Below are 18,707 nucleotides of genomic sequence, written 5' to 3'. Positions count from 1 at the left end.
CACTCAGACAAGGAGTCCTGTCCGAACGAAGTTGTCGTCGTGGAGTTGCTCGGCATGCACGCTGAACAAGGTCAGGTGGTCGGTGCCGCTGAGGTTGGCCACGACATTCGCGCCCTGGTTCGACGCCACCTGCTGGAATTTGCTGGCACTGTCGATACCGTAGTCACGCAGGTCGAGGACGTCGCCGGTGCTGGCGCCGGCCCGGAAATTCAGGATCGTGTCGTTTCCGTCGCCGGTGTGGAACACGAACAGGTTGTTGTTCTTGCCGCCGACCAGCGTATCGTTGCCGCGGCCGCCCGTCAGCGTCGCATTGCTTCCAAGCCCCCAGAGATAGTCGGCGCCCGTCGTGCCGTCCAGCACGTAACCGCCGTTGACGATCGTCGGGGTGCGACCCACCGGGGTCGGGACAAAATAGGAGTCCGTGAGGACGCTCGTGGCGGTGGTCCCGTTGAAGCTGCTGACCTTGTAGAATTCGATCAGCATGCCCTGATCGGTGATGGTAACGAGATTGGTGCCGACGTTCGGGACGTCGCGGCCAGAACCGCCGAGGCCGGTGGTGGTATAGGGAAGCTGTACCCCATCGCCGTTGTCGTCGCGATTTTCGCGGTAATAGTTGTGTTGATGTCCGGCAAACACCGCGTCCACGCCCCAAGGCTCGAAGGGCCATCGCATGGTGGTGGTGCCGCCGCTCGGGTTATAGGGTGTGTGGTGAAAGTAGGCGACGTTGAAGCTTGCATCCGATGCATCGAGGATGGAATGCGCCCATTGCCCCTGGATTGACGTGGCACTGCGGCCATCGACCTCCTGCTTGTTGCTGTTGAGCGCGAGGAAGTGCACCGGCCCAACCTGGAAGTCGTAATACCGCTCGTTGTCGGGCAGCGTGAAGTAATTCAGGTAATTGGTGACGTTGTTCTCGTTGTACTCGTGGTTGCCGAGTGTCGGAAAGAAGCGGTTGATGGCGCTGCCGGCGCCATAGGCGCCTTGATAGTTGCCAACGTAGTCGTGGTATTGCTGGCCGACAGCATTGTCCAACGTCTGTGGTGCGTAGACGTTGTCGCCTATGGTGAGAATGAAATCGACGTTCCAGCTATGAATAAGCGCCGACACCGCCTTTTCGCCGTTAAGGCTGGTATCGCCGTAATCGCCGAAGACTGCGAAGCGATATAAAACCTGCGGTCCTGCCTGTGAAGCGACCGCGACCGTGTAGTCGTGCGTGGCGGTGCTGTTGTCCGACGAAGTGGCCGTCACATGGAGCGTGATCGACGGCTCGGATTGGGCATTGAGTGTCCCGGTGCTCGAACGGGTGATGACGCCATTGGCATCGATGGCGAAGCGTGGATCGTTGAGGCTGTAGGTGACGGTCGAACCGGCATCGGGATCCTTGGCCGAGGCGGTGATGCCGACCCTGGTGCCGGCGGCAGCGCTCTGGGCGATGCGATCGGTGGCGGTGTCGCTGTCAGCCGGGGTGTTGAAGGCGACCGGCTCCGGACTGTTGAGTATGCCGAGCGTGAAGGTCTGGGTCGCGGTGCTTCGGTCGGACGAAGTCGCCGTCACCATCAGGGTGATCGAGCTTTGGGTCTCGAAGTCGAGCGTGCCAGTCGCGGAACGGGTGATGACGCCGTCGGCGGCGATGGCGAAGCGCGCGTCATCGATGCTGTAGGTCACGGTCGAGCCGGCATCGGGATCGCTGGCCGAAGCGGTGATACCGATCGCCGTGCCGGCTGCCGCGAGTTCGGCGATCTGGTTGGTGGCAGGATCGGCATCGGCTGGGGTGTTGAAGTGGACCGGATCGCTCGCCGGCGGCACATAGTACTCAATGTGCAGGAGGGGCGCGGCCGCCGCATTGCCATCGAAGGATTTCGCCGTGCGTGTACCGGTGCCGGTGATCAGGAGCACCATATCGTTGAGCGCCGCCCAGCCGGTGCGGTCGACGATCTCCTGGATGATCGCCTTGAGGTCCGGCGTGCGTTCGGCAAGGCCGGCCTCGCCGCGTGTCGTCCAGTCTGGCGGTGCCCAGCTCACCGACGCGTCCGTCCTGGTGCGCGAAGATGCGTTGAAGGCCGTGCCTGTGAAGGCAGCGGCGTCGTCCACGTCCTCGCCGCGGATCAGCAGCGAAACGGCCCCGGTGGTCACCTCGTCGACCGTGAACTGGATATAGGCGTTGGTGATGACGGCACCATGGGGGATGTCGATGCCATTGAAGCGCATTCCGACCGTTTGGTTCAAAGTGCCATCGATCGTCAGCTCAAGATCGCTGCTGGTGATGTACATCGAGCCCGTGGGGCGTTCCTCGACGTCATCGAGGCTCGACGCGACCCTTGTTTCGAAGATCGGATCGCTGGCTGCAAGCAGGCTGGCGGTGGTGCTGGGCGCGGTCGCGGCTTGACCATCCGCCTCAGCGGTCTCGGTCGGTTGCCCCTCGGCGCCAACGGTTTGGGCAGTACCGGAACGCCAGAAGCCGCGAGTGCTATCTGGAGGTGTATCGAACAAGGTGCTGTCGGCGTGGGCGCCAAATCTGGGTGCGGCCTCTGCGAAACCGGGGGTACCGAACCCACTCTCCGCCGCCTTGGCGATGGTGATCGCGGGCGTGAAAGCCGAGCCATCGATCTCGCCCGGTGCGGCATCTGATGCCCGGTCGTCACCATCCTTGCCGGCCTCGACGGCGGAGCGGCGGCTGTGATCGGCGGAGCCGGCCCAGTCTCCACTCAGCTCGAGCGTCCCCGCACTCGGCGGTATCCCGTACAGATTGACGGACCCCGCCAGGTTCGGATTGGCGGCTCCCGCCGGCCCGATGAAACCGTCATCGAGCGAGTAACCGCCCTTGATGTCAAAACTCAACGTGTCGTCTATGTTAAACGGAATGCGGGACAGCTTAGACATGTCCAAATCTCCCTTCCGCAGCTTCCAGGTTGAATCTTGCGTTGTGCCGCACACGCCACAGCCGGCACGATTGCGCGTTGCGCTTAAACGCCCCGCGCAACGCGCCATAACTATTTGATTTCACACATGCCGTTTGTGCTGCATGCTCGAACGTGCCACGCGCGAGTCCCTGTCGCGAGCCCCCGCGGCAATGGCCGCAGGAGCCGGTCATTTCCCGGGACCGTCCGAAGGAAAGCTGCGATTACCCCTGGCTTGTCGATCCGGTTGATCGATCGGCGCTGCTGGTCGGGCAATGTGCCCCGAGTCTCCTTAGGAGAGCAGCCAATGGTCCAGCCGGAACTCATACATCTTGCCGTCGTTCTCGTTCGGGTTCGCGTCGTTGTCGACGCCGCGATCGACGATGTAGAGGCTCATCTGGTTCGGGTCGTCGCTGCTCGGCGCAAGCGCCATTCCCGCCACCTTGCGTGCATGGGCCGCGGATATATCCAGGGTTCCCAGGAATTCGCCTGTCGGTGTCGTCATCGCCACCTCGGTACGCGACTTAACGATGTAGAGCAGATCGTGAACTGGGTCGTATTCGACACAGGGATCCCCGTTTGACACCGTGCCGATAGCAAAACTCGTCACCACGTCATCACCACCCACGGATGGCACGCCGTCGAACTTGCCATTCGCACCCGGATTGATCGTATAGATGGTGTTATTGACGCCATTCGCGAGGTACAGAACTCCGCGGTTTGGGTCATAGGACAACCCTTCCGGATCTGTGCTGCCGAACGCCGAGGTCTTGAATGAGGTCACGATGTCGTCGGACGTGTTGTAAAGTCCGTCCGTTCCGGGATTGAGTTCGTAGACGCTCTTCGTGCCGGTGTCGTCGGTAAAATAGAGATGGTGGTTTGTGGGGTTATAGGCGACACCGCTCGGTTCATCGGAAAAACTGATGGTTGTAAGCGACCTTACCAGCGTGCCGTTCAGGCTTGTCTCAAAGAGATTCTTGCCCTGGAATATCGACATCTCGTCGACCTCACCGTCGGAAACGAACAGCGTGCCGAGATGCGAAATATAGGTGATCCCCGAGGGATCGGGGCTCGCGGGCGACCACTGCGAGGTGAGGACGGTATGGACCAAGGTCGCTGATGTCGGCGGGCCGTTCGCGCCGCTGGTGACGTTCAAATTGAAGGTTTCGGAAGCAGTGCCGCCGTCGGACGACGTCGCCGTGACTATCAGGTTGATCGACGGTTGGGACTGGGCATTAAGTGTCCCGGTGCCAGAACGGGTGATGACGCCATTGGCGTCGATGGCGAAGCGTGAATCGTTGAGGCTGTAGGTGACCGTATCACCGGCGTCCGGGTCGCTGGCCGAAGCCGTGATGCCGACCTTGGCGCCGGCGACAGCATTCTGGGCAATCTGGTTGGTGGTCGTGTCGGCATCGGCCGGCGTGTTGAAGGCAACCGGCTCCTGGCTGTTGAGAACGCCGATGGTAAAGGTCTGGGTCGCGGTGCTTTGGTCGGACGATGTCGCCGTCACCGTCAGCGTGATCGACGCCTGGGTCTCGAAGTCGAGCGTGCCGGTGCCCGAGCGGGTGATGACGCCGTTGGCGTCGATGGCGAAACGTGAATCATCAAGGCTGTAGCTGATCGTGTCGCCGGCGTCGGGATCGCTGGCCGAGGCGGTGATGCCGACCACGGCGCCAGCGGCTGCGCGTTCGGCGATCTGGTTGGCGGCCGTGTCGGCGTCGGCCGGCGTGTTGAAGGCGACCGGTTCGGCGCTATTGAGGATGCCAAGCGTGAAGGTCCGGGTCGCGGTGCTTTGATCGGACGAGGTTGCCGTGACTGTCAACGTGATCGAAGCCTGGGTCTCGAAGTCGAGCGTGCCGGTGCCCGAGCGGGTAATGACGCCATTGGCGTCGATGGCGAAACGTGAATCATCGAGGCTGTAGCTGATCGTGTCGCCGGCGTCGGGATCGCTGGCCGAAGCGGTGATGCCGACCACGGTGCCAGTGGCAGCGCCTTCGGCGATCTGGTTGCTGGCCGTGTCGGTGTCGGCCGGTGTGTTGAAGGCGACCGGTTCGGCGCTATTGAGGATGCCAAGCGTGAAGGTCTGGGTCGCGGTGCTTTGATCGGACGAGGTTGCCGTGACTGTCAACGTGATCGAAGCCTGGGTCTCGAAGTCGAGCGTGCCGGTGCCCGAGCGGGTGATGACGCCATTGGCGTCGATGGCGAAACGTGAATCATCGAGGCTGTAGCTGATCGTGTCGCCGGCGTCGGGATCGCTGGCCGAAGCGGTGATGCCGACCACGGTGCCAGCGGCAGCGCCTTCGGCGATCTGGTTGTTGGCCGTGTCGGTGTCGGCCGGTGTGTTGAAGGAAGCCGGCTCCTGGCTGTTGAGAACGCCGATGGTGAAGGTTTGGGTCGCGGTGCTTTGGTCGGACGAGGTCGCCGTGACCGTCAGCGTGATCGATGCCTGGGTCTCGAAGTCGAGCGTGCCGGTGCCAGACCGGGTGATGACGCCGTTGCTGTCGATGGCGAAGCGTTGATCGTCAAGACTGTAGACGACTGTCGAGCCAGGGTCGGGGTCGCTGGCGGAAGCGGTGATACCGATCTTGGTGCCTGCTGATGCGAGTTCGGCAATCTGGTTGCTGGCCGTATCGATATCGGCCGGCGTGTTGAAGGCAACCGGACTACCTGCCGCTGGAACGTAGTATTCGATGTGCAGGAGCGGGGCGCCAGCGGCGCTGCCTTCATAAGACTTCGCCACGCGCGTGCCGGTGCCAATGAGCGTGAATGCCATGTCGTTGAGCGCCGCCCAGCCGCCGCGGTCGATGATCTCCTGGACGATCGCCTTGAGATCCGGCGTTCGCTCGGCAATGCCGGCTTCACCGCGCACCGTCCAGCTTGCTGGCGTCCAGTCAACGGATGCGTCCGTGGTCGGGCGCGAGGAGACGTTGAACTTGATGGCCGTAAAGGCGGCCGAATCGTCTGCATCCTCACCACGGATCACAAATGACGCCGCGCCGGTGCCGACCTCGTCGGAGGTGAACTGGATATAGGCGTTGGTAATGACCGCACCCTGGGGAACGTCGATCCCGGTGAAACGAAGTCCGACGGTCTGGCGGGTGTTCCCATCATAGCCCATATCCAGATCGTTGATGTTTGTGGATATCGTGCCGGAGCTCTTTTCCTCGATGTCATCAGCGGCGGTGGCGATCCTTGTCTCGAAAGTCGGGTCGGCGGTAAGCGCGCTGAGGGCGGTACTGCTCAACGTCGTCGCGCCGGAGTCAGCCTTGCTTAATGTTGACTCCAAGGCTGTTACTTCGTAGGTGCGCAGCGTGCTCTCGTGCGTATCGTTTGCAAGCGACCTCCCGTCGAGGCTGGAGGCCACGGGGGTATCCGCCGTATCCAAGAGCAGGCCTTGGTACTCTGTGCTGGCATCCACGGAGGAGCGGTGCCCATGAGTGGCGACCGTGGGCTCCTCCCAGCTCGCGCTCAGGTCAGCCACCGATCGCTGTACCAGCCCTTGAGGGTGAGCGGTCCAGATCCAACCTCCGGCATCATCCTCGAATACGTAACTGGCATGGGCGCCAAAACTCAGCCCGAACTCGACCGTGAGGAGTTTTGGGTCGTCTAGGCCAGATGGAACGCGGGACAACTTAGACATGTCCAACCTCCTTTCCGTGGTTGCGGATAATCGGGGCCAACCAGGACGCGGCCACCCCTGCGCTCGTCACGCGGTCAGCGCCGCGCGACGAAATCATTGAAGCGCGCCGCGATCTCTCAGATTCGCTTCGTGCGCTTTAAGTAATTGATATTTATTATGTATTTATCAAACAACGCTGCGCACTTTTGCGCGACACGATTTAGGTTTTGGCAAAGTGGCCGATCATGCACGTTGCTCCCGATCAGGCGAGCAGCCAGTGGTCGAGCCGGAACTCGTACAGCTTGCCGTCGTTCTCGTTCGGGTTGGAGTCGTTGTCGACACCTCTGTCCACGATGTAGAGGCTCATCTGGTTCGCATCGTCGCTGCTTGGCGCCAGCGCCAGGCCGGCCACCTTGCGGGCATTGGCCGCCGATATGTCGAGCGTGCCCAGCTGCTGCCCCGTCGTTGACATCATCACGACCTGGGTGCGCGACTTGACGACATAGAGCAGGTCGTGAACGGGGTCATACTCGACGCAAGGATCTCCGTTGGACAGCGTCCCGATCGAAAAACTCTTCACCACGTCATCGCCGCCCGTGGAGGCCACTCCGTCGAACTTGCCGTTCGCGCCCGGGGCGATCGTGTAGATCCTCGTGTTGCCGTCCGCGAGATACAGGACGCCGCGCTTCGTGTCGTAGGCTATGCCCTCGGGGTCGGAACTCCCGAATGCAGACGTCTTGAACGAGGTCACGATGTCATCGGCCGTGTTGTAAAGTCCGTCCGAACCCGGGTTGAGTTCGTAGACACTCTTCGTTCCGGTATCATCGGAGAAATAGAGGTGCCGGTTGGTCGGATTATAAGCAACACCACTTGGCTCGTCCGAGAAACTGGTGGTGGTGAGCGATCTGACCAGAGTACCGTTCAGGCTCATCTCGAAGAGGTTCTTTCCCTTGAATATCGACATCTCATCGACTTCACCGTCGGAAATCATCAGGGTGCCGAGATGAGAGATGTAGGTGATACCGGAAGGGTCCGGGCTCGCCGGCGACCACTGAGAGGTCAGTACGGTGTGCACCAAGGTTGCCGAAGTGGGCGGGCTCGGGGTCCCCGTCGTGACGTTGACGGTATAGTCATGCTGGGCTGTGCTCCCGTCTGACGACCTGGCCGTGACCGTCAGGGTGATCGAAGGCTGGGATTGCGCATTGAGCGCGCCGGTCCCCGAGCGGGTGATGACGCCGCCCGCATCGATGGCGAAACGTGAATCGTTCAGGCTATAGGTGACGGTCGAGCCGGCATCAGGATCGTTTGCAGAGGCCGTGATGCCAACCTTGGTGCCGGCGCCAGCGTCCTGGGCAATCTGGTTCTGGGCCGTATTGGCATCGGCCGGGGTGTTGAAGGCGACCGGTTCCGGACTGTTGAGAACGTTGACGGTAAAGGTCTGAGTGGCCGTGCTTCGGTCGGACGAGGTCGCCGTCACCGTCAGGGTGATCTGGGCCTGCGTCTCGAAGTCAAGCGTGCCGGTGCCCGAGCGGGTGATGATGCCATTGGCGTCGATGGCGAAACGCGCATCGTCTATACTGTAGCTCACCGTGTCGGTGGCATCGGGATCGCTGGCCGAAGCGGTGATGCCGATGGCCGCTCCAACAGCAGCCAGCTCCGCGATCTGGTTGGCGGCGGCGTTGGTATCTGCCGGAGTGTTGAAGACGACCGGGGCGCTTGCTGGCGGCACGTAGTATTCGAGGTGCAGAAGCGGTGCCGCGGCGGCGTTACCGTCGAAGGACTTGGCGGTGCGCGTGCCGGTGCCGGTGATCAGGAAGGCAATGTCGTTCAGCGCCGCCCAGCCGTCGCGATCGATGATTTCCTGGATGATCGCCTTGAGGTCCGGCGTGCGTTGGCCGGCTCCGGCCTCGCCGCGTATTGTCCAGTCCGCCGGTGTCCAGCCGACCGACGCATCCGTAATCGGGCGGGATGAGACATCGAACTTCGCGGTTGTGAAAGCTGCCGCGTCGTCCGAGTCCTGGCCGCGGATCAGCAGTGAAACCGCCCCCGTGGTCACTTCGTCGGTGGTGAATTGGATATAGGCATTGGTGATGATGGCGCCTTTGGGGATGTCGATGCCGGTGAAGCGGAGCCCAACCGTCTGACGGGTGGTGCCGTCGAAGCCGAGTTCGAGATCGTTGATGTTGCCCGAGATCGTCCCCGACGCCTTTTCCTCGGCGTCATCGGCGACACCGGAAACGCGGATTTCGAGCGCAGTCGGTGTGCTGCTCGTCGAAGCGGCAAGGCTCTGCACCTCCATCGTTGTGGCCGTTTCCCCGTCGCTGGTCGTCATGGCGGGTGATGGGCTTGCTGCACTCTCTTTCGCCAAACCTGTTTCGGCCGGTGCCGTGGTGCCGCTGACGCCATCATCGCGTTGCTCCGGCTCCCGCCACGGATCGAGGCCCATTGGTGAGACGTCCCAGTCGCTGCCCTCGAAGGAGACCGTCGCGCGCAGCATGTTCTGGGCAAAAGACGCCAGTACCGCATTTGCAGCGGACATACCGGTTAGTGCCAGCGAGCCGTCATCGCCCAATCCGCCCTTAAGGCCGTAGTCGAGGTCAATATCTGCCAAGAGTTCTTTGATGCTAGGAAACCGAGCCAAACTGGTCATGTCGTATCTCCTTTACTGAGGCCGCCTCCTCAGCCGGCCTTTGCAGGTCCGCGATCGGTGCCCGTCAGGACGGACACCCCTGGGTCATGCCGAAACCCGCGGCCGAAGGATGGCGACCGTTGGGCAGGAACGGCGTCACTCGATCGGATCGCGGGACGGAATTTGGAACGCTTGTGTTTCGCCGTCCGGACTATGCCACCGAACGGTAGGAGGGTTGTCTGCCTAGCTCGGTCGACTGCGTCGCAGCCAAGCGGGCGCCAATCCGGCGACCAGGCGAAGCATCGACTGCCCGTCCCGACCAAGGAACAGCGACGGCAGCAGCCAGCACGACACCAGGCCCGTTACACCGGCGGCAATAGCGACATTGAAGAGGAGGACGAGCGGCATCACGTCAACCTGGCGCAATTGATCCGCCGCGATCCAGGCACTGGCGCCAACCACGCCCGCGAGCGCAAATGCCGGCACATGTGCGCCGATGAACTCGGACCAGCTGATCCCGGTGACGCGCAGGCTGAGATGCGCCATCAGCATGAAATTGGTCATGACGGCCGCGACAACGCCGACCGCCACACCGGTCACGCCCCAGTAGCGTCCAAGAAAAGCGCCTGCCGCCACGGCGATCACGAAGATCGCCTGCCGCCACGCCCTTGCGTAGACGACACCGGTCGCCCGCGAAATGGAGTCGCTGAGCTTGTAGCTCGTGCGAAACAACATGCCGACGGCCAGGATCTGGAGCGGAGCGACGACCGCGTCCCATCCTTGGCCGAGGAGCACCACGACGAGTTCGGGCGCCGCGATCGCGACGATGAGACTTGCCGGCAGCACCACGAGAGCGCAGGCGGCAACCGCGCTACGATAGGCGCGGGCGAGCCGGGCGGGCTCCTGTTGTACGAGGGCCATCGTTGGAAACAGGACACGGTCGAGAATCTGGCCGATTATGACCGCTGGCGTGGTCATGAGCTGCGAGGAGAGCGAATAGATACCGAGCGCTTCCGCTCCAAGCCAGCGGCCTACGATGAGCTTGTCGACCTGGGCTGCGAGATAGTTGCACACTCTGGCAATGGTGAACCCGCCACCGAAATACAGCAATTCGCTGATTGCACGCCGCTCCAGCAGGGGACGTTTCGGATGTGGCTGGCCGACAAGCAACACGATCGTGCGCAGAAAATTTTGGGTCATCAGCGCACCGACGAGCGCCCAAATTCCGAAACCAGCCAAGGCAAGGATCGGTGCTGCGATCACGAAGCCGACCGCAAAGCTTATCGCGTCGACGGCGGCCAGCCATTCGAACCGCAGCGCTCGCTGGGCGACGGCCTGCGCCACCAGCGCGACGCCCTGGCAAATGAAGACCACGCTGGTAGCGCGCACGATGGGTGCCAGGTCGGCAAGTCGCATGGCATGTGCGATCGCGGGTGCCGTCAACCAGACCAGCCCGGCGATCACGAGACTGAGGATCAGCGACAAGGTGAAGCCGACCCGCAGGTGACGATCATCGAGTTCGGGCCGTTGCACGATTGCCGGGGCGACGCCGAGGTTTTCGAAGATGGTTGCCAGCTTGATGATGACGAGGGCCGCGGCATAAAGCCCAAATTCATTGGGAGAAAGAAGCCGGGCAAGCACGAGCAGCGCGACGGCCTCCGCCACGGCGAGCGCCCCCATGGACAGGCCCGTCCAGAACATGCCCACGACACTACGCTTTGCCAGCCCCTGTCGAATGTTACCCACGCCTTGCTCTCCTCGGGCGAATGAACCTACACTCTGCTCTTGCGGCACTCTCTCATTGAAGGGGAGGCGGAACTTCGTAGCCATACACGCGCATTTCTTCCTCGATCTCCGGAAGGATTGCCCGCAGTTGCTCGCGATCGAAGCGAAGCCACTTCTCCTGGCGGGTGGGGTCGACCATTTCCTTGGCGGCACGAAGGATATCATCGCTGCAGGCGAGCCCGCAGTGGTGGTAGATGCGGCGCAGGGTCGTCTCGGTATCCTGCATCAGGTCTTCGTATCGACATGTCAGCACCCGGCCGTCTCCAAGCTTGGCAAGATCCTCCCTGGCCCGGCGATTGCCACGCGCCCATTGGCGCGCAATCACTGTCAGCTTGTCATGTTCCTTCAGATCCTGATCGATCCCCTCGTACTTCGGGCCGTAGATCGGCGCGTATTTCTTCCGCAGTATTTTCTTGACGAACATTTGGCGGATGAGCACGGCGGCATAGTAGTGGAGCTGCGTCAGTGGCGTCGTCGAAAGCGTTCTCTTCATGCCCTTCAGCGTCTTCGTTCTCTGCCATTTCAGTTCCATCGAGCTGATGTAGGAGAACGGATTTCGGGTGATGAAGAGGAAGGTCGCCTCCGGGAAAATCTCGTGCACATAGGATGCGCGCAGGACGTTCGACGGAGTGTTCTCCATGATCTGACGGCCGCCGTTCTTCACCTGAAATTCGAGAAAGCGTCCGCGAATGTAGCGGATGACCTTTTCCGTGGCATCACGCTCGGTGAACACATCGTGTTGCCTCCCGGGGTCCGCGTAGAGCCAGAGCGTGCGCGGCTCATACCAGGTCACCACGTCCGGATGCAGGCCGATCAATTTCTGCGTGATTGTCGTTCCTGAGCGATAGTTGCCGATCAGGAATATCGGAGGTCTGAGCTTGTTCGCGATCACAGCAATCCTCCTTCGCTGGAGACACCGGATTCAGCGGCAGCGTCGGTGCCGCCTGCGTTGCGCCTATTGGTCCCGGAATGCCCGCATCATCTGGTCTGACAAGGGCTTCATCAGATAGGAGATCATCGTCCGGTCTCCGATCGTGATGAACACTTCGGCGGGCATGCCGGGAAGGAGGGTCAAGGAACGTTCCGACCCATCGAGCTTCGGCGTGATCCGCGCGACGTAGTAGCTTTCATTCGTACGCTGATCGTGCGTCACGTCGGCCGCGACCATTGAGACGACACCTTGGAATTCCGGCGTGATGCGCTGATTGAAGGCGGTGAACCGCAGCTGGGCGCCTTGGCCGATAAGGACCTGGTCGATGTCCTGAGGAGCAACCTTTGCCTCGATCGCCAAGGCATCGTGATCCGGTACGATCATCATGATCGGCTCGCCGGCACCAATCACGCCGCCGATGGTATGCACCGTCGACTGATAGACGGAGCCGCTGACGGGCGCACGGATATCGATGCGCAACAGTTGATCCGCGGCCGTCACCTGGCGCTCCTCGAACTCGGCAATCTTGGCGTCGACGTCGCGAAGCTCGCTGCCGGTTGAACTCGAAAACTCCTTGTCCAGCTGCAGGATCTGAAGTTGCACCTCTGCGATCGCGCCCCGCGCCTGCGCTGTGCTGGCGATCAGTTGCGCCCGCTCGCCCTCGATCCGGGTCGCGTCGCGCTCATAGGCCGTCAGCTTCGACAGTGGCGTGAGCTTCCTCTCGACAAGATCGCGAATCCCCTTGAGTTCTTCCCCGATCAGTTCGATCTCCTTGCTCTTGGCCTTTCCTTGCGCCAGGTAGCCCTCGATCTGCTTTTGGAGCTGCTCGATGCGCTCGCGAAGCCGTGCTTTGTTGCCGGAGCGCTCGATGCGACGAATTTCGAACAGTCGCCGCTCGCTCGTGACCAGCGCCGCAACTTCCGGCTCACTCATCCGCGCGACCAGCGTCGGGGCGATCGTCAATTGCTCGTCGCCGTCGCGTTCTGCCTCGAGGCGCGATTTTCGGGCATAGAGCTCGTCCAGGCTCTTGGTCACGAAGGCCAGATTGGCGCGCGGCACGACATCGCTGAGCTGCACGAGAAGATCGCCAGCTTCGACATGCGTACCGTCGCGCACAAGGATCTTGCTGACAATGCCGCCCGTCGGGTGCTGAACTTTCTTGCCATTGGAGGCGACGACCACCACGCCGTGGGCGATGATAGCGCCGGAGATCTCCATCGTTGCAGCGAAGCCCCCGACCACGCCGAAAAGCAGGGCGATGACCGTGACGCCACCCAGGAGGTTGCGGCGAATAGAGCGTCGGTGGGAGTGCGGTGCGTTCATTGGACTGGCGACCATTGTTTTGACCGCCTTCAATTCGGCAGTTTGGGGTGGATGGCGACGGGTCTGAGGAAATCAGTGTTGGCCGGCTGCGGCGGGGAGAGCTTCGAAAGCACCCGTTCTCGCGGGCCCAACGTCTGCATCTGTCCTTCCTTCATTTCCATCACCAGGTCGACCGCGGCGAGAATGTTCGGTCGATGCGTGACGATGACGACGATTCCGCCGCGAGCTTTGATCCTTTTGATCGCTTCGCCAAGCGCACTCTCGCCATCCGCGTCGAGGTTGGAGTTCGGCTCGTCGAGCACGATCAGAAATGGGTCGCGATAGAGGGCGCGGGCGAGCGCTATGCGCTGACGCTGTCCGGCCGAAAGTGCGGTTCCGCCTTCGCCAATCTGGGTCTCGTATCCATTGGGCAGACTGACGATCAGGTCATGAACACCCGCCGCCCGTGCCGCGGCAACAACGGCCTCGGCATCTGCCGCCGGCTCAAAGCGCGCAATGTTGGTCGCGACCGTTCCCGAGAAGAGCTCCACGTCCTGCGGCAGATAGCCGATGTAACGCCCAAGGTGGTCCTGCGGCCATTGATCGAGTGCCGCCCCATCCAGCTTTATGCGGCCGATCGTCGGTCGCCAGGCGCCGACGAGGGCGCGCACGAAGGTTGATTTGCCGGAACCGCTGGCGCCGATCACGCCGAGCCCGACGCCTGCGCTGAGGTTGAACTCGATGCCCTGCACGATCAGCCGTTGCGTGCCAGGCGCGCTGACGGCGACGCGATCGACGGTGAGGCTGGAGCGTGGCGCCGGGAGGGCCATCGGCCCCACTTCGTCCGGCAGCCGTGAAAGCAATTGGCTCAGCCTGCGCCAGCTTTGGCGCGCAGAGATGAAATTGCGCCAATGAGCGATTGCGAGATCGACGGGCGCAAGGGCCCGTCCAGCGAGGATCGAGCCGGCGATAATGACACCGGCCGTTGCCTCACCATGGATCACCAGCCAGGCACCAACGCCCAGCATCGCGGATTGAAGCATCAGTCGCAACGCCCTGGAAAGGCTGCCGAGGCCCCCAACGACATCACTGACGCGCTGCTGCTGGGCGATGTGTTCGCGGCTTGTCTCCTGCCATTGCTCATGCAGGCGCCGACGCATGCCCATGGCGGCCAGAACCTCCGCATTGCGGCGGCTTGCTTCCGCCAGGTTGTTGCGCCGGATTCCCGAAGATGTCGCCGCGCTCGCCGGCTTGCGTGTCAGCATCTCGGTCGTGATCGTCAATGCCACCAATACGATCGCGCCGCCGATCGCCGTCAGCCCGAGGATCGGGTGGAAACTCCAGATGATCGCGATGTAGAAAGGTAGCCACGGCAGTTCGAAAAGCGCGTTGGGACCCGGGCTGGCGAGGAAGGTGCGAATGCTGTCGAGGTCGCGCTGAGGCTGCAGTCCTTCGCCCTGGTGCCCGACGAGGAGCGGTAGGCGCGCGATGGCGGAGAACACCCGCCCCGAAACGCATTCGTCCAGTTCGGCGCCGATCCGCGTCATGATGCGGCCGCGCAGCAGATCTATGACCGCCTGCCCGAGGAAAAGGGCGGCAGCCAGCATCGACAGGCCGATCAGCGTCGGCACGCTCCGGCTCGGCAGGACGCGGTCGTAGACTTGCAGCATGAAGATCGCGCCGTTCAGCATGAGGATGTTGCTGACGCCGCTGAAGATCGCGACACCCGCGAGTGCGCCGCGGCAGGAACGCAAGGCACCCGCAAGTTCCGTGCCCGGCGCGCGCCTTTGCGTGGCCGAAAAGGTGGCTGCAGGCGTGTTGGCTGAAACCCGTCTTCGCCTGCGCCGCCGCGGAACGACCATCAGCATGAGGCCTAGTACCGCGACGGCCAGCCAAAATAGCGGCCCGTCCAAAGCGACGCCCGTCAGTTTCGTCAGTTGGTCCCTCACAGAGGCGGCGCTTGCGGTGAGGCTCTCCATCCAGGCCGGCCATGGGGCGACAGCGAACGCGGATCGCGCGGACTTCCACGCGCTATTGGCGGGCAGGAACTCGAATGCAAATCGGAGAAGGGGAAGCATGAAGAGGATTGCGCCGGCCACCTGCCATGACGTGACCGCACTGTGGCGACGGCTTGACCTGTGCCGCGGCCCGCGCAAGAGCTGCCCATGTTTCATCGGTGCAGCCTTGTGGCGCGGCGCGGCGCGCCTATGACTTGCCGCAAGCACGAAGGCTGCACCGGCAAGGAAGGTCAGAATGCCGGTAATACTGTGGTCGCTGAATACCATACTCAGTGCATCCTGGTCGTCGAAGTGGCCGCAAAGCAACGCCGGGCCATCCAAAACTTGTAAGACTGTTGCACGACTGTCATTGTTTTCGCCGATGGTTACTGCGATATTTACACGTGACTCCAACTGTCGCTCTGACGAACAGCGCAGCATGAGAGGGGTATCAGGTGTTTGAGTTCGCGACCCTTCTGACGATCGGTTTTCTCGGAGGATGCTTCGGGCGGGTCGTCTGGATTTTCCTGTCGTCCATTGTCGTATTGTTGATCACGCCCGTTTATCTGCTGCTTCAGCGGGGCATCGATGGTGTATTCGCCGTGATCTTATTGAGCCTGCTCGCCGTGATCACGGTTCAGTTGGGGTCCGTGACCGGCTTGCTGGTGCTGCGATCGCGTCGCAAGGCGCAGGAATCGTCCCGCGACATGGTCGATGGCGGCTCGCCTTCCCGTCAGAACGCTTTCTTTTCCATGTCCGCCGCCGGGTCCGGACGCGAATCTCCCGACGAATAGAAACCCTTGCTCGCCACGACCGAGACTTCGATGACGTCGCCTGCATTGACGTCGGTGTCCTCGTCGGCGGCGACTTCCTGGCCCGTCTTCTGGCCGCGCCGGAAAATCAGGATCCTTACCGATCCTTGCAGCTCTTCGATTGTCCGATGCTCGCCATATTCGAAGACGAAAAGCAGTTTGTCCGACAGGTATCTGAGCTGGCTTGCAAGCTTCGCCAGTTGAACCTGTGTTTCCTGCGTGTCCGAAATCAACTGGAATTCGTGGTCCTGATGCTTCTTGCGCAGCTCGCTCTCCATGTTGAGCAGATCCTGCTGCAGCCGCGTCTGCTGCATTTCGAACTGGGCGAGGTCGAGGCGATAGTTGTTCTGGGCACGCTCCAGCGCCATCACGTTCGTATTGGTAATCAAACCTTTCTGGCGCAGGGTCCGGACAGCTTCCAACTCTTCGAGCTGGCTTTTCAACGTCTGCTGTCGTTCGTCCTTGGCGCCGGCCAGCGTCTCGGCTTCCTTCTTCAGGCGCGCCAGCGAGGCTTCAAGGTAAGATACGTCGTCCCGGAATGCGGCCAGCCGAGCCTTCAACTGCGCCTTTTCTGTTCCAATGATCTCGTCAATCAGGCCCTGGCCAAGTTCGGCCGGCGGATCAGTCGGGATAGCAAAACTGTCGACCAGTTTGCTCTCGGCGTTGAGCCGGGCAAGGCGAACCTTCAGTCGATATTCTTCGATCATCAAATTTGCCCGCTCGCTACGCAGGTCCGCGATCTGCAATGCCGGCACGGTTTCTCCGGCTGTCGTTGGACGGAAGCCCCCGGCAAGCGCCAATGCGTGCCGGATGGTTATCCCCGGCTGGAACGGATAGGAGCCGGGGTGCGCGACGGCGCCGGAAATGAAGAACGGACGGTATTGTCCGATCTCGACTTTGACATAGGGGTCGAGGATCAATTTCCGTTGCTGGTAAGCTTTCCGGATGTTCTGTGAGAGGGCGGCTGTCGTCAGGCCACGGGCGCGAACGTCACCGAGAAGCGGAAGCGCGATCGAGCCGCGGTCGTCGACCGCGACCTCCAAAGGATAGGCCGCCTCACCGAAGACCAGGACGCGCACGACATCGCCGGTGTCGAGCACATACCCCTCGGCACGGGCGAGATTGGCGGTCAGCAAGGCAGCCAGCACCGCGAGAATTCGCAGCAGCAGTCGGCCGCAATCGACCATGCGCATAGGGCCGTGAAAGCCTCCAGGGCCTCGGCATTCGCTTGCGAACCGTGTGGAGGCATAGCTATCGACATACGGTTTCATCGCCTTCTCCTTCGTCAACGCTTAAGACGTGACGATACTCAAGACACTTCAGAATGCATTGCTGTGCACAAGGACCCGCAAGGTCCTGAAAAGGATCTTCACATCCAGCCAGAGCGACCACGTATGGATGTATTCAATGTCGGCGGCGACGCGGCTTTCGATGTCGCATTTCTTCTCGGTCGGACCTCGATAACCGCGGATTTGGGCAAGGCCCGTCAGGCCAGGCTTCATCGAATGGCGATGCCAATAATCCGGCACCACTTCCCAATAAAGCGCACCTTCCGCCGATGCGCCCAGCGCGTGTGGCCGAGGACCGACGAGGCTCATTTGCCCCATGAAGACGTTCCAAAGTTGGGGCAGTTCATCGAGACTGGTATGGCGCAGGAAGTGCCCGAGCCGTGTTATCCGAGGGTCGTTGCGCTCGGTAAGGTGGTTGCCGGCCGCATCGGTCAGGTCGACGCGCATGGTCCTGAACTTGATGCAGTTGAAATATCTGTTGTTGGTGCCGATCCGTTTCTGCACAAAGAACGCCGGCCCGGGCGAATCCGCGCGTACGAGAACCGCGAGCACGGCGATCAGAGGCACGATTATCGGCGCTGCGAGCAGCACGAGCATCAGGTCGAAGCCGCGTTTGAGCGCGCGCTTGTGTAATGTCAGTGGTCCCGTCGAGACAACGAGCGTTGGCGTGGAATCGAGATAGCGGAGCGCCAACGGTTTCAGGCCAGCAAGGCCCGGTTCGAGCAACTCGGTCTCGAACCCGAGTTCGCCGAGTAGCTTTGCCCATTTCTGTTGTTCCTTGAAGGCTCTGAACGACAACACGATCCGATCCGCGTCCGCTACGGCCAACGACAGATCATTGAGGAAGTTCGGATCCATCTCTACCGGACGCCAGTCGCGTGCTCTCACATTGATGGTCGTTGCGACCTTGCGCTGGCGATTTGAACGGACGCTGTCGTCGCCCAACAGAATGACCTTCGTTTCCGTTTGATCCTCCCGGCGACGCAATCCCGCCGCTACGCTCCAATGGAAGACGGTCAGGCCGACGGCGGTGAGCCCAAGGAAGAAGGCCGTTTGTCGCGATGAGAAACTGCCGATGACGCTGAATGCGAGCGCGGCGAAGAGCGAGAAGCTGGCCGCGGTCGCCAGGGAGGCGAGGCAACTTCTGACAGACGCCAAGCGCGAACGGAGCGTCGGCAAATGGTAAGCGCCCAGGTTCCAGGCGGCGACCAGGTAGGTGGGCAAGACGACATAGGCGAGCTTTGGTCCGTGCGCATGGCCGGTCATGTGCAGGCTGACCAGGTTGGTCGTGACGGCTGCTGCAAGGATCACGCATAGGTCACCGAGCATCGCCAGCGAGCAGAACAGGCAGCGCAGCACAAATCGATTCTTGATCTGCTCGATCGGGAGCGGAATCGCCTTGTGCCAGGGACGTGAGGATTCGGCCGGTATTTGAGTCACGATATA

General features: G+C 61.7%; 10 protein-coding genes. 1 reads left to right on the top strand and 9 read right to left on the bottom strand.

Features of this window, described 5'->3' with window-relative positions; all coding sequences use genetic code 11:
- Positions 1 to 3: 3 nt before the first annotated feature.
- The 7 genes from QM996_RS25155 to QM996_RS25125 form a co-directional block, all read right to left on the bottom strand.
- The gene (locus QM996_RS25155) at positions 4 to 2,880 is read right to left on the bottom strand and encodes a metallophosphoesterase (protein ID WP_334196664.1); all 2,877 of its coding nucleotides are present in this window, start codon (positions 2,878 to 2,880) and stop codon (positions 4 to 6) included.
- Positions 2,881 to 3,189: 309 nt separating this feature from the next.
- Entirely contained in the window at positions 3,190 to 6,141 is a 2,952-nt protein-coding gene (locus tag QM996_RS25150) for an RTX toxin (protein WP_500270386.1), read from the bottom strand.
- A gap of 637 nt (positions 6,142 to 6,778) precedes the next feature.
- Positions 6,779 to 9,166, bottom strand: a complete 2,388-nt coding sequence (locus QM996_RS25145) for an RTX toxin (RefSeq protein WP_334196662.1) — start codon at positions 9,164 to 9,166, stop codon at positions 6,779 to 6,781.
- 222 nt (positions 9,167 to 9,388) lie between these two features.
- Positions 9,389 to 10,891, bottom strand: a complete 1,503-nt coding sequence (locus QM996_RS25140; RefSeq protein ID WP_334196661.1) for a lipopolysaccharide biosynthesis protein — start codon at positions 10,889 to 10,891, stop codon at positions 9,389 to 9,391.
- 52 nt (positions 10,892 to 10,943) lie between these two features.
- Positions 10,944 to 11,822 carry a sulfotransferase family protein gene (locus QM996_RS25135; RefSeq protein WP_334196660.1) on the bottom strand — a complete coding sequence of 293 codons (879 nt, stop codon included), beginning with the start codon at positions 11,820 to 11,822 and terminating at the stop codon, positions 10,944 to 10,946.
- A gap of 63 nt (positions 11,823 to 11,885) precedes the next feature.
- Complete coding sequence (locus tag QM996_RS25130; RefSeq protein ID WP_500270385.1) at positions 11,886 to 13,199, bottom strand: HlyD family secretion protein; 1,314 nt, start codon at positions 13,197 to 13,199, stop codon at positions 11,886 to 11,888.
- A 14-nt stretch (positions 13,200 to 13,213) separates the two neighbouring features.
- Positions 13,214 to 15,025, bottom strand: a complete 1,812-nt coding sequence (locus QM996_RS25125; RefSeq protein WP_500270506.1) for a type I secretion system permease/ATPase — start codon at positions 15,023 to 15,025, stop codon at positions 13,214 to 13,216.
- A 590-nt stretch (positions 15,026 to 15,615) separates the two neighbouring features.
- On the opposite strand from QM996_RS25125, the gene QM996_RS25120 reads away from it, so the two are divergent.
- Positions 15,616 to 15,954 (top strand): hypothetical protein, encoded by a 339-nt coding sequence (locus QM996_RS25120; RefSeq protein ID WP_334196657.1) that lies wholly within the window; start codon positions 15,616 to 15,618, stop codon positions 15,952 to 15,954.
- Here QM996_RS25120 and QM996_RS25115 read toward each other — a convergent pair.
- Positions 15,894 to 17,243, bottom strand: coding sequence for a polysaccharide biosynthesis/export family protein (locus QM996_RS25115; protein ID WP_334196656.1), 1,350 nt, complete (start codon positions 17,241 to 17,243; stop codon positions 15,894 to 15,896). The genes QM996_RS25120 and QM996_RS25115 overlap by 61 nt on opposite strands.
- A 48-nt stretch (positions 17,244 to 17,291) precedes the next feature.
- Positions 17,292 to 18,701: an exopolysaccharide biosynthesis polyprenyl glycosylphosphotransferase gene (locus tag QM996_RS25110; RefSeq protein WP_334196655.1), complete on the bottom strand. Its 1,410-nt coding sequence runs from the start codon at positions 18,699 to 18,701 to the stop codon at positions 17,292 to 17,294.
- Positions 18,702 to 18,707 lie beyond the last annotated feature (6 nt).

This window comes from Sinorhizobium chiapasense (genome assembly GCF_045277575.1).
Classification (GTDB): Bacteria; Pseudomonadota; Alphaproteobacteria; order Rhizobiales; family Rhizobiaceae; genus Ensifer; species Ensifer chiapasense_A.
This window is presented reverse-complemented; position numbering and strand designations above follow the sequence as displayed.

What these genes read in the sequence shown, in the direction of transcription:
- QM996_RS25155 (WP_334196664.1), bottom strand. Translation starts at nt 2,880, where the DNA reads ATGTCTAAGCTGTCCCGCATTCCGTTTAACATAGACGACACGTTGAGT.
- QM996_RS25125 (WP_500270506.1), bottom strand. Translation starts at nt 15,025, where the DNA reads ATGGTCGTTCCGCGGCGGCGCAGGCGAAGACGGGTTTCAGCCAACACG.
- QM996_RS25145 (WP_334196662.1), bottom strand. Translation starts at nt 9,166, where the DNA reads ATGACCAGTTTGGCTCGGTTTCCTAGCATCAAAGAACTCTTGGCAGAT.
- QM996_RS25115 (WP_334196656.1), bottom strand. Translation starts at nt 17,243, where the DNA reads ATGAAACCGTATGTCGATAGCTATGCCTCCACACGGTTCGCAAGCGAA.
- QM996_RS25130 (WP_500270385.1), bottom strand. Translation starts at nt 13,199, where the DNA reads ATGGTCGCCAGTCCAATGAACGCACCGCACTCCCACCGACGCTCTATT.